This is a genomic window from Streptomyces sp. NPDC005281 (genome assembly GCF_040607495.1).
Classification (GTDB): Bacteria; Actinomycetota; Actinomycetes; order Streptomycetales; family Streptomycetaceae; genus Streptomyces.
Genome location: NZ_JBEXGX010000001.1, coordinates 421,708 through 436,184, shown reverse-complemented (window position 1 = coordinate 436,184; position 14,477 = coordinate 421,708). Strand labels below are relative to the sequence as shown.

Below are 14,477 nucleotides of genomic sequence, written 5' to 3'. Positions count from 1 at the left end.
GTGTGCACTACCGGCGGGCGATCACGGCGGGTCGCCGGTGAGGGATCACGACCGGCCGCCGGTGGGGATCACGGCTGGTCGCCGGCAGGCATCACGGCTGGTCGCCGGCGAGCTCCGCGACCCCCGTGACCCGGTGCAGCGGATAGGTGCGGACCTCGTCCGCCGTGTGGTCGTACGCCGTGACGAAGCCGCCCTCGACGCGGATCGGGGCGATGACGCGCTGGCTGGCCGCGCCCTCCGCGTTGACGTAGCCGATCCACACCGCCTCGCCCGTCATCACGGCCGCCTGCATGGTCGCGAGGGTCTCGGCGGAGCTGGTGCGGGGCAGCGCGCCGTTGCCGGGACGGCCGGTGGCCGAGTCGTCCTTGCGCGGGGCCGTGGACGCCAGGTCCCCGGCCCGGATCGCCCGGATCGCCGCGCCGAGGAGCGTGGCGTCGGGGACCGGCGGGCCGTCCGGGACGGGCTCGGGGGCGGTGCGCGGCGGGGTGCGGTGGGCGTGCGCCCGGCTGATCAGCACGTCACCCTCCGCCGACTCGGCGGCCGGCGCGAAGCCCATCGCCCTGAGGCCGGTGAGCAGGCCCGCCGGGTCGCTCCGCGCGACCAGCACCGTCGGCGCGATCCGCCGCAGGCGGAACTCCTGCGAACGCTTGTCCGCGAGGATCTCGTTGAGCACCGCCTCGTCGTCGCAGCGGACATACGCCGACGCCGCCCCGATCCGCAGATGGCCGTGCCGGCGCGCCATGTCGTCGATCAGATAGGCCAGCGGCTGCGGGACCGGCGTACGGGAATGGGCGGCGAGGAAGGCGTGCAGGTCGGAGGCCGAACGGCCCGCGTCGAGGGCCCGGCGCACCGAGGCCGGGGTGAAGCGGTACACCGTCGCCCCGCCCTTGGACTCGACGTCCGCGAGCACCCCCAGCGTGTCCGCCAGCGGCCGCTCCAGCGGGCCGGGTGCGACCGCCGTCAGATCCGCCTGGAGCAGGATGTGGTCGAGCGGCTCGGGCAGGAGCGGCGCGAGGAGCCTGGCCGCCCGGGCAGCCGCCGCGGCCTGCTCGGCGGGGGAGCGCGGTACGGGGGCGCTCACGGGAGGGGCCGCCGGGTGGCGCCGCCTGTGGTGGGCGGGAAGCTTGTCGCCCGGGCCCGACGGCTCCGGCGCCTTCGCGCCCGTCGCCGGCAGGCCCAGCAGCGCCCGCCCCTGCGCGGACAGCGCGCCCCGGCCGGTCACCCCGAGCAGCTCCGACTCGGACAGCGTCCAGCGGGCCAGCCGGGCCCGCAGGTCGTCCGGCGAGGGCCGGAGACCGCGCGAGGGGCGCTCCCAGTACAGCCGGGCCAGGAGCGAGTCCGTGTCGGGGGAGGCGCCCTCGGGAAGCTGGGCGAGCAGGGCGAGGACGCGGTGACGGACCTCGGGCGCCGCGGAGCGGTCGAGGCCGGGGCCGAGCGCGGAGAGCGTACGGTCCTTCGCGTCCCGGCCGCCGACCAGGCCGGCCGTGCGGGTCGCCGCGAGCCACGCCGAGGCGAGCCGCGCCCAGCGCTCCGCGGCGGGCAGCTCCAGCCAGGTGTCGTAGGCCGGAGTCGCCGCGAACCGTTCGTCCGCCTCCCCGTCCGACGCCACCAGGCCCGCCGCGTAGGCGAGTTCCACCCAGAAGGCGGCGATCGGTTCGGAGACGTCGAGCGCCACCGCCGTCCGCTTCAGGTCCCGCACGCTCAGGCCGCCCGCGCGCAGCACGGCGGGACCGCCCTCGTGCCAGTCCTTCAGCAGCTCCTCGACCGTCGCCAGCGTCGTGTAGGCCTGACCGGCCGCGGTGCTGTCCACAGCCTGTGGACTGTGCGCGGTCGCGGGCTCGACCGCCGGTGCCAGCGGTTCCGTCACCCGGTGCGCGCGGCCCGCCCGCAGATGCAGGGCGACCTCCCGGGGCAGGACGACCGTGCCCGGAGCGGTCGGGAGCAGCAGCCCCCGGCCGATCAGCCAGCGCAGATGCGACGCGGGCTCGGCCGTCACCTGCCCGTACGGCGGCCCCCACACCAGCCGGGACAGCACCTCCACCGCCTCCGCGGGGGCCTCGTCGAGCAGCGCCGACATCCGGTCACGGTCGGAGAACAGGGCACTGAGCGACGCCACCGCCGACACGGAGTCATGGGTGGACGTCAGTCCCGCCACGGCCACGATCTCCTGGATGCGCCCCGGCGACATGCCGGCCGTCGCCTCGCCGACCGTCGGCCCGAGCCCCGTGGGCGACGGGTGCTGCGGGGACGGGGCGAGCAGTTCACGTGCCGTGCGTACGAGCCGGAGCCGGTCGTCGGCCCCCCACAGGAGCGCCTGCTCGCGGAGCGTGGCGAGCGCGTGCGGGAAGGCCGCCGTGACCGCCGGGTCGCCGTCGTCACCCGCCAGCAGCCCGAGCAGTTCGTCGTACGTCGCCGGTTCCCGCGCCACCGCCAGCGCCTCCGCCGTCTGGAGCGTGAAACGGTCAAGACGCTCCAGGGCACGTACGGCCGACGCGCGGGTGCCCGCCCGTGTGGCCAGCTGGGTGAGGTCCGTGGGGACGGGGGTGATCAGGTCCGGCCGGGACCGCAGGAGGGCGGACAGCGAGGCGTCGTCCCGCGCGCGGAGTGCTTCCGCCAGGGACCGCGGGGCGGTCGTCTCGGGGCTCATCCTGTCAACGGTAGCGGGTGGCACCCTCCGCGGGCCCGGCCCCCGGCCGGTGAACCGCCCGGCGGCCGTACGACCCCGGGGCGCCGGCGGACGTCGTACGGCTGCCCGAGCCCCGGACCGGACGCTCCCGCGCACCGGAGAACCGGTACCTTCTTCACCACGGGGTATCCAACGCACCGGCCCCGGAGGGGACTTCGTGGGGATCGAGAGCGAGCAGCTGGTCCTGGACTATCTGAGCCGGGTCGGCGACCTGGCCCAGCGGCGGCAGTTGCCGTCGGCGACCCGTATGCGCCTGGTCACGGAACTGCGCGAGGAGATCGGGCGCCGCCGGGCCGGAACCGGCAACGACAGCCCCGCCGCCGTCCGCCGCATCCTCGACCGCCTCGGCACCCCCGACGAGATCGTCGCCGCCGCCGGACGGGGCACAGGCGCCCCCGACACCGGCGACCGGACCTGGGCCGCCGTGCCGTCCCAGCGCGCCGCCGCCGAACCGCAGGAGCGCCCCAAGAGGCTGCGCCGCGTCGTCCCGCGCCCCCGGCCGGCCCCGGAGCGGACCGCCGAGAGCGCCGGAGCCGACGCGCCGTCCCCGCCCCATCTGGCGAGCGCCTCCGAACTGGGCGACAGCGCGACCCGGCCCGACTGGTGGCGTGCCACCGACAGCCCCTTCGGACTCGGCGACAGCGTGCCCGGGTTCGTCGGCGGTGTGGAGATCCCCGAACTGCTCAAGCCGCCCCCGGGGGAGAAGGACCACGAAGAGGCGACGCCCGCCGAGGAGACGGCGGCACCGGACCCCGAGGACGAGCCGGCCGCCGAGGCCGCCGTCGCGCGCCGCCTGCCCCGGCGGCTCCTGCCGCGCCTCGGCGGCTGGACCAACCCGCTGCTCCTGATCGCCGCCGCCCTCCTCGTGGCCGGCGCGGTCCTCGGCAACTGGCTGGCCCTCGGCCTCGGCTGGCTGATCGCCTACGGCTCGCGCCGGCTGACCCGGGCGGAGTCGAAGTGGGCCGTCCTCGTCCTGCCGGGGCTGTCCGCCTCGGCCGGCATCGTCTGGCTCTGGGGGCGTTCGAACGGACGCTGGGGCACTCCCGTCGCCACGGGCCACATGAACGAGGCCATGGCCCAGACCTGGCCCTTCGTCGTCCGCGGCGCGGCGGTCGCCTCGGCCCTGTACCTGGTCTGGCGCTCCCAGCGCACGCGCTGAGGCCCGGCACGGGACCCTCCCCGTGCGAAAAGGCCTGGACCGGGGCCCCGGCGGCCTGGGCACAATGGCCCATATGACCTCACCAGCGCTGACCGTCGGATTCGACCTCGACATGACCCTGATCGACTCCCGGCCGGGGATCCACGCCTGCTTCGAGGCCATGTCGGCACGGACCGGGGCGTACATCGACTGCGATCTCGTGGTCACGCGGCTCGGGCCTCCGCTGGAGCAGGAACTGGCCCACTGGTTCCCGGCCGAGGAGATACCGGCGATGGCCGGTCTCTACCGCGAGATGTACCCCGAGCACGCGATCACCGGCACCCTCGCGATGCCCGGCGCGCGCGAGGCCGTCACGGCGGTGCGGGCGGCGGGCGGCCGCGCGGTCGTCGTGACCGCGAAGTGGGAGCCCAACGCCCGGCTGCACCTGGACCACCTGGGCATCGACGCGGACGAGGTCGTCGGCAACCTGTGGGCCGAGCAGAAGGCGGTCGCCCTGCGCGAGCACGGCGCGAGCGTGTACGTCGGCGACCACACCGGCGACGTACGCGGCGCGCGGACCGCGCGGGCGTACAGCGTGGCCGTGGCGACCGGACCGTGCGACGCCGACGAACTGCGCGCGGCCGGCGCGGACATCGTCCTTCGCGACCTCACGGAGTTCCCGGCGTGGCTGGAGAAGCACCGCCCGTAGGAGGCGCGAGCCGTCAGGAGCGGGCGCCGCGGGCTCTGCGGCGGCCCGCGGCGGCGGACTGGAGGACGCCCGCCGCGGCCAGCAGGAATCCCACGCCCATGAGCATGCTCAAGCCGAACATGTAGAACGGAAAAGGTTTCGTACCGAGCAGCAGTGGGGCCACGGTGACCAGTGTGGCCAACGCTCCGACGAAGAACACGATGGCACCGGCACGGATCAGCCGGTCACCGGCTTCCAGGGAATTCGCTTGGGTTTTGTCACGCACCCCACCAGGGTAGTTCCCAGCGCGAAGGAACAATCCAGCGACGTCTTGTCACGAGCCGACGGACCATTAGCCTTGGTACCGGCGGGTCGGCGGACCCGCTGTAGTGCTATCCAGAGGCGTTTCTCGGGCAGTTGCCGACGCGACCGTCCGGGCCCGTTCCCAGAGAAGTTTCCGACGAGTACGAGGACGAGGACAGACGTGCCCACCGGCAAAGTCAAGTGGTTCAATCCAGAGAAGGGCTTCGGCTTTCTCTCCCGCGACGACGGCGGCGACGTCTTCGTCCATTCCTCGGTCCTGCCCGCCGGAGTAGACGCCCTCAAGCCCGGCCAGCGTGTCGAGTTCGGCGTCGTCGCCGGTCAGCGCGGCGATCAGGCCCTCTCGGTGACCCTTCTGGACCCGACCCCCTCGGTCGCGGCCGCCCAGCGCCGCAAACCGGACGAACTGGCGTCCATCGTCCAGGACCTGACGACCCTCCTCGAGAACATCACGCCCACCCTGGAACAGGGCCGCTACCCCGAGAAGACCTCCGGCAAGCAGATCGCGGGCCTGCTGCGCGCGGTCGCCGACCAGCTCGACGTATGACGGGCCCTCAGAGCCTTTGACGGCTCAGGGAAACGCCAGTGCGTCCGGTCCGAGGGGCGGTACCAGCCCCTCGGCCGCCGCGCGGGTGAGCAGCCCGCGGACCGCCGCGTATCCGGGCTCGCCCAGATCGGCCGTGAACTCGTTGACGTACAGGCCGATGTGCTGGTCCGCGACGTTCGGGTCCATCTCCTGGGCGTGCTCCAGGACGTAGGGGCGGGAGGCCTCGGGGTCGTCCCAGGCGGCGCGGACCGAGGCGCGGGCGGCCTCGGCGAGCTCCAGGAGCCGCTCCGCTCCCAGCGACCGCCTGGCGATGATCGCGCCCAGCGGGATCGGCAGCCCGGTGGTCCGCTCCCAGTGCTCGCCCAGGTCGGCGAGCTTGTGCAGCCCGTAGTTCTGGTACGTGAAACGCGCCTCGTGGATGACGAGCCCCGCGTCGACCTTCCCGTCCCGCACCGCCGGCATGATCTCGTGGAACGGCATGACCACGATCTCGCCGACCCCGCCCGGAACCGTGTCCGCCGCCCACAGCCGGAACAGCAGATACGCCGTCGACCGGTCGCTCGGCACGGCGACGGTGCGGCCCGCGAGTCCGGTGCCGGCCTCCTTCGTCAGCACGAGGGGACCGCAGCCCCGCCCGAGCGCGCCGCCGCACGGCAGCAGCGCGTACCGGTCGAGGACGTACGGCAGCACGGCGTACGACACCTTCAGCACGTCGAACTCGCCGCGCTCGGCCATGCCGTTGGTGATGTCGATGTCCGCGAACGTCACGTCGAGGGAGGGCGCGCCCGGGACTCGGCCGTGCGCCCAGGCGTCGAAGACGAAGGTGTCGTTGGGGCAGGGCGAGTAGGCGATCCGCAGGGCCTCGGCGGATTCAGTCAGTGCGCTCATGAGGGTTCCAACTCTCCAGCAGGGGTCCGAGCTTCCCGAACGCCCCGGTGAGGGCCGCGAGGGCGGCGCCGATGTTCCACGCGGCGCGGTCGCGCGGGCCGACGGGATTGGACACCGCGCGGATCTCCAGCACCGGCACACCGTGCGCGCCGGCGGCCTCGGCGACCCCGAAGCCCTCCATCGCCTCGGCGAGGGCACGCGGGTGCCGGGCGCGCAGCTCGGCGGCGCGGGCGGCGCTGCCGGTCACGGTCGACACGGTGAGGACCGTTCCGACGCTGCCGCCGGTGGCCGCCGCGACCTCTCGTACGAGTGATTTCGGAGGCCGGTGGCTGACGGTCCCGAAGCCGAGTTCGGTGACCGGCAGGAACCCCTCCGGCGTCTCGGCGCCCAGGTCCGCCGCGACGATGTCGTCGGCGATCACGAGCGATCCCACGGGCGCGCCGGGCTGGAATCCGCCGGCGATCCCCGCGCAGACGACGAGGCGGTAGGGCGTGCCGTCGAGGGCGGCGGCGGTCAGCGCGGCGGAGACGGAGGCGGCGGCGAGGGCGGGGCCGACACCGGCGGCGAGCAGATCATGCCCACCGGCCCGGTGGAGGGTCGCCCCCGGAAGCCGTATCGCGTGCGCCGTGCCGGACGACGCCGCGGCCACCGCTTCCCTCTCCGCGGAGACGGCGGTGGCCACGAGCACCCTCGGCCCGGCGGCGGCGATCAGTTGTCCGAGTCCTTCTTGAACTTGAAGGACCACAGGCCGGTGACCGTCGTCTTGCCCTCCTTGATGGAGACAAGGGTCGAGTTGCCACTGGCGCCGTACTGCTGGTTGAAGAAGACGCTGCCCGGAATCGTCAGGTACGTCTTCTTGGTGCTCTCGGGCAGCAGCTGCTGCCCGTTCATCAGGATCGTCCAGCCTTTGTCCGCGATCTTCGGGTCCACGCCGAACCGGACGGTCGAGTCGGGGTCGACGTCGATGGACTTGATGTCCTTGGACCGCAGGCAGCTGGTCAGGTCCGCGGGCTTCAGGGCGTTGCCGTCGTTGTAGCAGTCGGCCTCGGAGCTCACCGACTTGTCGCCGACCGTGACGGTGGCCATGGGGGTCGGCTTGTCACAGGCGGACAGGGCGAGGAGTCCGGCGGAAACGGCGCCGACCGTGGCGACGGCGCGGCGACGGCGCGCAGCGCCTTGTCCATTAGCGGCTCTGCCGCGGGGCAGGGAGGTCATGACCGAAGGTTATCGGGCACGCCCACCCGTGCCCCCACGTGGGGTGCGGCGTGCCGTGGTTGGCCCCCGCGCGGCTCAGGAGACGCGGCCGCGGGCCGATCCGCCGCGCCGTGCCACCAGGAGCAGTCCGCGCGCGGTGGCGAGCCATCCCACGGCGACGATCCCGGCCGCCACGGAGAGGCCGAGCGGGCCGTTGAGCGGCATCGCGATACCGATGGCGCCGCCGAGGACCCAGGCCATCTGGAGCAGTGTCTCGGAGCGGGCGAAGGCCGAATTCCGGACAAGTTCGGGGACGTCGCGCTGGATCAGCGCGTCCAGGGACAGTTTGGCGAGGGCCTGCGCGAAACCGGCGATCGCGGCGAGGCAGGCGACCATCAGAGTGCCGAAGAAGAGCGCCGCCGTGACCGCGGCGGCCACCACCAGCGCCACCACGGTCACGATGATGATCTCCGGGGCGCGCTGCTGCAACCAGGCCCCCACGGCCGTGCCGAGCGCGTTGCCCACGCCCGCCGAGACGACCACCAGGCCGAGCGAGACCGCCGCGCTCTTGCCGGTGAGCGGGTGCTCGCGCAGCAGGAAGGCGAGGAAGAAGATCAGGAAGCCGGACAGGCAGCGCAGCGAGGCGTTGGCGCCCAGCGCGTGGGTGACGGCCGTCCCCACGGTCCGCAGTCCGGGGCGCGGGGGTTTCTTCAGATGGGGGCCGTGCAGATGGTCCTCGTCGGCGGCGAGCAGCGCCGTGTCCTCGCCCTTGGCGGAGTCGACCTTGGGCGGCAGGGAGAACGACAGGAACGTGCCCGCGATGAAGATCGTGAAGGCGCCGTAGAGCGGATAGCGGGCCCCCAGGGACTGGAGCACGGCGGCGATCGGCCCGGCCACACCGGTGGCCAGGAGTCCGCCGAGAGTGACCCGGGAATTGGCCTTGACCAGCGAGAACGTGGGTGGCAGGAGTCGCGGTACCACGGCGCTGCGCACCACGCCGTACGCCTTGGAGGCGACCAGCACGCCGAGCGCGGCGGGATACAGCTCGAAGGTGCCGGTGACGACCGCGCTCGCCAGCATCAGGGCGAGCATCGCCCGCGCGAGCATCGAACCCGCCATCGCGGCCCGCCGGCCGTGCGGCAGACGGTCGAGCAGCGGGCCGATCACGGGGGCGAGGACGGCGAAGGGCGCCATGGTGATGCCCAGGTAGAGGGCGACCCGGCCGCGGGCCTCGTCGGTCGGCACGGAGAAGAACACGGTGGAGGCCAGCGCCACCGTGATCATGACGTCGCCCGCGCCGTTCACGGCGTGCAGTTCGATCAGTTTCCCGAGGCCGGACTCGCCCGCCCCGTGCGCGTGCGTCGCCTTGCGGATTCCGCGCGCGGTCCGTGACACCGGGAAGTGCAGGGCACGCCCCACCGCACGGACGGACCCGGTCACCCGGCCCGATCCGCCACTTCGGTTGCTCCCCTTGGCGCCACCGACACCGGTTGCTCCCTGGGGTGACCTCGCGGACGCCACTCCGTCATAGTGCCCCGAGTTCGGGGTGTGTAGTGCGGTTACCGCGCGTACGGGGGCCGAGTGGGGCCACGTCGGGACCACCGGACTGGGCGAGACGGGTGGGTGGCCGGGAACTTCCGGTCCGGATCGGCCGGATCGGCCGGATCGGGCCGGGGAGCCGCAAAGATCCCGGCGCGGAGCACCGAAGACGGCTGCCGGTGTGGGCCCAGGCGCCAGGAGAAGGTAGCGTGCCTAACGCGCCTGCGGCGATTGTTCTCGGCCGCGCGCCTCTCGGCCATCCCGCAGAATGGATGGCGTAGGTGCGCCCGAGTGCGATCGGGCGCGGACGTCGACGCGGCCCAACGGTCCGCTCCGTCCGCACCCCCGCCGAGGACTGGCGCACCCGTGAGACGGCGTAGGAGAGAAGCGATACCTGTGAGCGCAGCGACAACGCGAAGCCGCACCCCAGACCGTTTGTGCGCCGAGGCCGTCGACCTCGCCCGCGCGGCCGCCGAGGAGGCCGCCTACCCCGGCGTCGTCGGCGAGCACCTCGGACTGGTCTCCGAGGGGGACCGCGTTGTCACGCACTATTTCGAGTGCAAGGAACCCGGGTACCGCGGCTGGCGCTGGGCGTCGACCGTGGCCCGCGCCTCCCGGGCGAAGATCGTCACCCTCGACGAGACGGTGCTGCTGCCCGGCACGGACGCGTTGCTCGCCCCGGAGTGGCTGCCGTGGAGCGAGCGGCTCCGCCCCGGCGACATGGGTCCCGGGGACCTGCTGCCCACGGACGCCGAGGATCTCCGGCTGGAGCCGGGCTGGTCCGGCGAGGACGAGCCCGCGCCGAACTCCGCGGTCTCCGAGGACATGGCCGAGCTGGTGGAGGCGGAGGACGCGGAGCTGACCGCGGGGGTGCCCGCCGACCTGCCGATGGCTCCGCGCCGGGGTTCGATCGCCGCCGTGGCCGAGGAGCTGGGGCTCCGCCGGGCCCGGGTGCTCTCGCGGTACGGGCTGCATGTCGCGGCCGACCGCTGGGAGGACTCGTACGGGGCCAAGACGGCGATGGCGCAGGCCGCGCCGGCGACGTGCGTCAGCTGTGGGTTCCTGAACCGTATCGGGGGCTCGCTCGGACAGGCGTTCGGTGTCTGCGCGAATGAGTTCTCGCCGGCGGACGGGCGTGTCGTTTCCCTCGCGTACGGGTGCGGAGGGCATTCGGAGGCCGCCGTCATGCCGACGCCTCCGCGGCCGCCGCTTCCGGTGATCGACGAGACCCAGGTGGACCCCTTCCCGCTCCGGCCGTCCCCCGACTCGGGCTCGGTCCCGGCGACCGAGGACGACTCCCAGGCGGAACTGGGCCACTCGTAGCTTTTCTCTGGCCCCGGGGCCCTTCACGGGTCCCGGCGCCGGGACCGGGGCTGCCACCGTCCCCGGCACGGGTGCGAGCCCCCGCACCGTCCCCGGCACGGGTGCGAGCCCCCGCACCGTCCCCGGCACGGGTGCGCCGCCTGTTCTCGCCCCCTCCGCCCCTACCCTCCCCCAAGGTCTCGGCTTCGCTCGACCAGGGGGGACCCCCATCACCCCTGGGGCTCCGCCCCAGACCCCGCTCCTCAAACGCCGGAGGGGCTGATTTTCCCCCGGCCAGGACGGAAATGCGCCCCACAGTCGAAGGACGGGCCGAAGGCCCCGAAGGCCACGCCCGTCAGGCGCTGCACCCAAGCCACGACGCACCCGCAGTCGGCATCCGGCGGGAGGGGCCGCACCCAAGCCGCCGCACACCCGCGGCCGGGATTCGGCGGGAGGGGCCGCACCCAAGCCGCCGCACACCCGCAGCCGGCATCCGGCGGGAGGGGCCGCACCCGAGCCACCGCACACCCGCAGCCGGCATCCGGCGGGAGGGGCCGCACCCGAGCCACCGCACACCCGCAGTCGGGATTCGGCGGGAGGGGACGGGCCGGTACATCAAATGCCCGCAGGCCGGACGGATCATCATCCACCCGCACTTCGCAACACCGGTGGGATCCGTTCGGATGCGGGCGGATGTACCGGCGCGGCCCCGACCCACCCACCGGACCCGAACCGGAAGCGGAGCCGAACCGCGAACGCCGGCGCGAGCGACCCCGCCGAATGCGGGAGAGCGCGCGCGGTACCTTCATGCCGCGACCCGGTGCAGCATTCGCGGTCGCGTCAGGCGAGAGGGAGAGTGAACCCGTGAGTAAGTTCGTGCGGCCGGCTGCCGAGGGCGCGGACCCGTTCGGCACGGCGCGCCTGCGCCGCGGAGTGCTGGACGCCTGGGCGACCAGCCCGGCCAGGTTCCGCGAGGACGCCAACGCCGAGGAGGACCTCGTCCTCGGCGGCTACCGCGACCGCCTCGTCGTGGAACTGGCCCAGAACGCAGCCGACGCCTCGGCCCGCGCAGGCACCCCGGGCCGCCTGCGTCTCACGCTCCGCGACGGAGTCCTCGTGGCGGCCAACACCGGCGCCCCCCTCGACGCGGCCGGTGTCGAGTCCCTCGCCACCCTCAGGGCCTCCGCGAAGCGGGACGCCCCCGACACGGCCGTGGGCCGTTTCGGCGTCGGCTTCGCCGCGGTGCTCGCCGTCACCGACGAGCCCGCCGTCGTCGGCCGCGGCGGCGGCGTCCGCTGGTCGCTCGCCGAGGCCCGCGACCTCGCCGCAGGCACCGCCGAGGACAGCCATGGCCTCGGGGACGAGATCCGCCGCCGGGACGGCCATGTGCCGCTGCTGAGGCTGCCGTTCGCGGCCGAGGGCACCGCCCCGGCCCCGTACGACACCGCCGTGATCCTGCCGCTGCGCGACACCGCCGCCGAGGATCTCGCCGAGCGACTCCTGCGCACCATCGACGACGCCCTCCTGCTGGCCCTTCCCGGCCTGGAGGAAGTGGTCGTGGAGATCGGCGACGCCGAGGTCCGCACCCTGCGCCGTACGGCCGCCGAGCACGGCACCGTCATCGACGACTCCCGCGACGGCACGACCGGCTACCGCACCGTCGCCGCGCACGGCCCCCTCGACCCTGCCCTGCTCGCCGACCGCCCGGTCGAGGAACGGCTGCGTCCGCAGTGGTCGGTGACCTGGGCCGTCCCGGTCGGCGCCGAGGGCGCCCCGGCCCGCCCCCGTACCAACCCCGTCGTGCACGCGCCGACGCCGAGCGACGAGGCCCTCGGCGTGCCCGCGCTCCTCATCGCCTCCTTCCCGCTCGACCCCACCCGCCGCCACGCCGCCCCCGGTCCGCTGACGGACTTCCTGGTGGAGCGCGCGGCGGACGCCTACGCCGAACTCCTCGCCTCCTGGCGGCCGGTGGACACCGGGATCATCGACCTGGTGCCCGGCCCGCTCGGCAAGGGCGGGCTCGACGGAGCGCTGCGCCAGGCGATCCTGGACCGGCTGCCGCGCACCGCGTTCCTGCCGCCCGCCGCGCCGCCGGAACGGCTGCCGACGGTCGACGCCCCCGAGGACTGGCCCGGGAGCAGTGCCGCGGAGAACCCCGCCGCCCTGCGGCCGCGAGACGCCGAGGTGGTGGAGGGCGCGGGCGCCGAGACCGTCCGGGTGCTCGCCGAGGTGCTGACCGGCCTGCTGCCCGCCGGGCTCGAACGGCGGGTCGAACTGCGCACGCTGGGCGTCGCCCGGGTTCCGCTCACCGAGGCCGTGGACCGGCTGGCCGGCCTGGAGAAGGACCCGGAGTGGTGGCACCGCCTGTACGACAGCCTCGCCGGGGTCGACCCGGACCGGCTGTCCGGGCTGCCGGTGCCGCTCGCCGACGGCCGTACGACGATCGGGCCCCGCCAGATCCTGCTGCCCACCGCGGAGGGGTCCCTGGTGGCCCTCGGCACGCTCGCCCGGCTCGGCCTGAAGGTCGCGCACCCGGACGCGGCCCACCCGCTCCTGGAGAAGCTGGGCGCTCTCCCCGCCTCGCCCCGGGCGGTGCTCACCACTCCGCAGGTGCGGGTCGCGGTGGCCGCCTCCCTCGACGACGAGGGCGGGGCCTGGGACGAGGACACCCTGGACGCGGAGGAGCTCGCGGACACCGTCCTCGCGCTGGTCCGTGACGCCGCGCTCGAACCGGGCGACGAACCCTGGCTCGGCGCGCTCGCCCTCCCGGACGAGGAGGGCGAGCTCGTGCCCGCCGGTGAACTCGTGCTGCCCGGCAGCCCGTTCGCCCATGTCATGCGCGAGGACGAACTCGCCTTCGTCGACGCCGAACTGGCTGACCGCTGGGGCGAACAGCCGCTTGCCGCCTGCGGGGTGCTCGCGGGCTTCGCCCTGGTGCGCGCCACCGACGTCGTCCTCGACCCGGACGAACTGGAGCCGCGCGAGGGGGACTTCGCCGAACCCGACGACGCGGGCCTGCTGGACGCGGTCGACGTGTGGTGCGAGGACGTCCTGGACCGGCTGCCCGACTCTCCGGTGCCGCCCGTCGCCACCGAGATCGTCGCCGTACGGGATCTGGACCTGGTGGACGACGACCGGTGGCCCGAGGCCCTCGCGCTGCTCGCCCGGCCGCCGCTGCGGGACGCGATCACCCAGCAGGTGCGCATCCTGCTGCCCGACGGCACGCACGAGGTCGTCCGGCCGTACACGGCGTGGTGGCTGCGCGGGCATCCGGTGCTCGACGGTCGCCGTCCGGCCGGTCTGCTCGCCGCCGGCGGCGATCCGCTGCTGCGCGGCCTGTACGACGAGGCCGACGCGACCGGCTTCGACGACGAGCAGGTCCTGCGGGCGCTCGGTGTCCGTACGTCCGTGGCCGCCCTGCTCGACGAGCCCGGCGGCGCCGCCGAGCTCCTCGACCGGCTCGCCGACCCCGAGCGCCGCGTCTCCGGATCCCAACTGCACGCCCTTTACGGGGCGCTGGCCGATCTCGACCCCGAGCGGGTGACGCTGCCCGACGAGCTGCGGGCGGTCGTGGACGGCGAGGTGCGGGTCGTGGACGCGGCCGACGCGGTGGTCGTGGACTCACCGGATCTGCTGGCCTTCACCGGCGGGATGCCGCTGCTGCCGGTGCCGCCGGCGCGGGCCGCCGAGCTCGCCGACCTGTTCCAGGTGCGGCGGCTCAGCGAGTCCGTCACCGGCGAGGTCACCTCCGAGGGCACCGAGCACGACGTACCGGAGTCCGTACGGGTCCTGCTGGGCCCCGCGACCCCCGCCTCGTACGTCGAGCACGAGGAGCTGGTGGTCGACGGCACCGAACTCGACTGGCGCCGCACCCGGGACGGGGTGCTGCACGCCGCCACGCTGGAGGGTGTCGCCGCCGGACTCGCCTGGTCGGCGGGCCAGTGGCCGCGCCGCTTCGAGGTCGCCGCGCTGCTGGAGGACCCGTCCCGCACGGAGGAGCTGGCCCGGGACCGCTGGTTCGACTGACAGGGCCGCCCGTCCGACCGGAACGCACGCCAGGAGCGCCTGCGCCCGCTCAGCGGGGACGCACGCTCGGAGCGCCTTCGCCCGGCCCTGGATTCCCGGGGCCGGGCTTCTCTCCGTCCTGCGCCGTCCCCGCGTAACGCGAACCTAA

General features: G+C 74.4%; 11 protein-coding genes. 5 read left to right on the top strand and 6 right to left on the bottom strand.

The genetic code is table 11. The annotated features are described in order from the left end of the window. Nucleotides 1-91: 91 nt before the first annotated feature. Nucleotides 92-2,647 (bottom strand): helicase C-terminal domain-containing protein, encoded by a 2,556-nt coding sequence (locus ABZV42_RS01845; RefSeq protein ID WP_356050645.1) that lies wholly within the window; start codon nt 2,645-2,647, stop codon nt 92-94. 196 nt (nt 2,648-2,843) lie between these two features. Between ABZV42_RS01845 and ABZV42_RS01840 the strand changes: the two genes are divergently transcribed. Then, a complete protein-coding gene (locus tag ABZV42_RS01840) occupies nt 2,844-3,845 on the top strand; it encodes a hypothetical protein (RefSeq protein ID WP_356050643.1) in 1,002 nt (333 codons plus the stop codon). Between the two features lie 64 nt (nt 3,846-3,909). Beyond that, nucleotides 3,910-4,533, top strand: a complete 624-nt coding sequence (locus ABZV42_RS01835; protein ID WP_356050705.1) for a haloacid dehalogenase-like hydrolase — start codon at nt 3,910-3,912, stop codon at nt 4,531-4,533. A 13-nt stretch (nt 4,534-4,546) separates the two neighbouring features. Here the strand turns inward: ABZV42_RS01835 and ABZV42_RS01830 are convergent, their stop codons facing one another. Then, on the bottom strand, nt 4,547-4,798 hold the full coding sequence (locus ABZV42_RS01830; RefSeq protein ID WP_355977591.1) for a hypothetical protein: 252 nt from the start codon (nt 4,796-4,798) through the stop codon (nt 4,547-4,549). 198 nt (nt 4,799-4,996) lie between these two features. Here ABZV42_RS01830 and ABZV42_RS01825 point away from each other — a divergent pair, with 198 nt between their 5' ends. Continuing rightward, nucleotides 4,997-5,380, top strand: coding sequence for a cold-shock protein (locus tag ABZV42_RS01825; protein ID WP_355977594.1), 384 nt, complete (start codon nt 4,997-4,999; stop codon nt 5,378-5,380). Between the two features lie 24 nt (nt 5,381-5,404). Here the strand turns inward: ABZV42_RS01825 and ABZV42_RS01820 are convergent, their stop codons facing one another. The 4 genes from ABZV42_RS01820 to ABZV42_RS01805 form a co-directional block, all read right to left on the bottom strand. Beyond that, on the bottom strand, nt 5,405-6,268 hold the full coding sequence (locus ABZV42_RS01820) for a 1,4-dihydroxy-6-naphthoate synthase (protein WP_355977596.1): 864 nt from the start codon (nt 6,266-6,268) through the stop codon (nt 5,405-5,407). Continuing rightward, nucleotides 6,252-7,013, bottom strand: a complete 762-nt coding sequence (locus tag ABZV42_RS01815; protein WP_355977598.1) for a futalosine hydrolase — start codon at nt 7,011-7,013, stop codon at nt 6,252-6,254. Before ABZV42_RS01815 ends, ABZV42_RS01820 begins: the two co-directional genes overlap by 17 nt. Then, nucleotides 6,977-7,483, bottom strand: a complete 507-nt coding sequence (locus ABZV42_RS01810; protein WP_355977601.1) for a DUF2771 domain-containing protein — start codon at nt 7,481-7,483, stop codon at nt 6,977-6,979. Before ABZV42_RS01810 ends, ABZV42_RS01815 begins: the two co-directional genes overlap by 37 nt. A gap of 75 nt (nt 7,484-7,558) precedes the next feature. Continuing rightward, the gene (locus tag ABZV42_RS01805) at nt 7,559-8,983 is read right to left on the bottom strand and encodes an MFS transporter (RefSeq protein ID WP_355977603.1); all 1,425 of its coding nucleotides are present in this window, start codon (nt 8,981-8,983) and stop codon (nt 7,559-7,561) included. Nucleotides 8,984-9,397: 414 nt separating this feature from the next. Here ABZV42_RS01805 and ABZV42_RS01800 point away from each other — a divergent pair, with 414 nt between their 5' ends. Next, nucleotides 9,398-10,324 carry a DUF3027 domain-containing protein gene (locus tag ABZV42_RS01800; RefSeq protein ID WP_355977605.1) on the top strand — a complete coding sequence of 309 codons (927 nt, stop codon included), beginning with the start codon at nt 9,398-9,400 and terminating at the stop codon, nt 10,322-10,324. An 843-nt stretch (nt 10,325-11,167) separates the two neighbouring features. After that, on the top strand, nt 11,168-14,329 hold the full coding sequence (locus tag ABZV42_RS01795) for a molecular chaperone Hsp90 (protein WP_356050642.1): 3,162 nt from the start codon (nt 11,168-11,170) through the stop codon (nt 14,327-14,329). The last annotated feature ends 148 nt before the right edge of the window (nt 14,330-14,477 follow it).

What these genes read in the sequence shown, in the direction of transcription:
- ABZV42_RS01845 (WP_356050645.1), bottom strand. Translation starts at nt 2,647, where the DNA reads ATGAGCCCCGAGACGACCGCCCCGCGGTCCCTGGCGGAAGCACTCCGC.
- ABZV42_RS01835 (WP_356050705.1), top strand. Translation starts at nt 3,910, where the DNA reads ATGGCCCATATGACCTCACCAGCGCTGACCGTCGGATTCGACCTCGAC.
- ABZV42_RS01820 (WP_355977596.1), bottom strand. Translation starts at nt 6,268, where the DNA reads ATGAGCGCACTGACTGAATCCGCCGAGGCCCTGCGGATCGCCTACTCG.
- ABZV42_RS01810 (WP_355977601.1), bottom strand. Translation starts at nt 7,483, where the DNA reads ATGACCTCCCTGCCCCGCGGCAGAGCCGCTAATGGACAAGGCGCTGCG.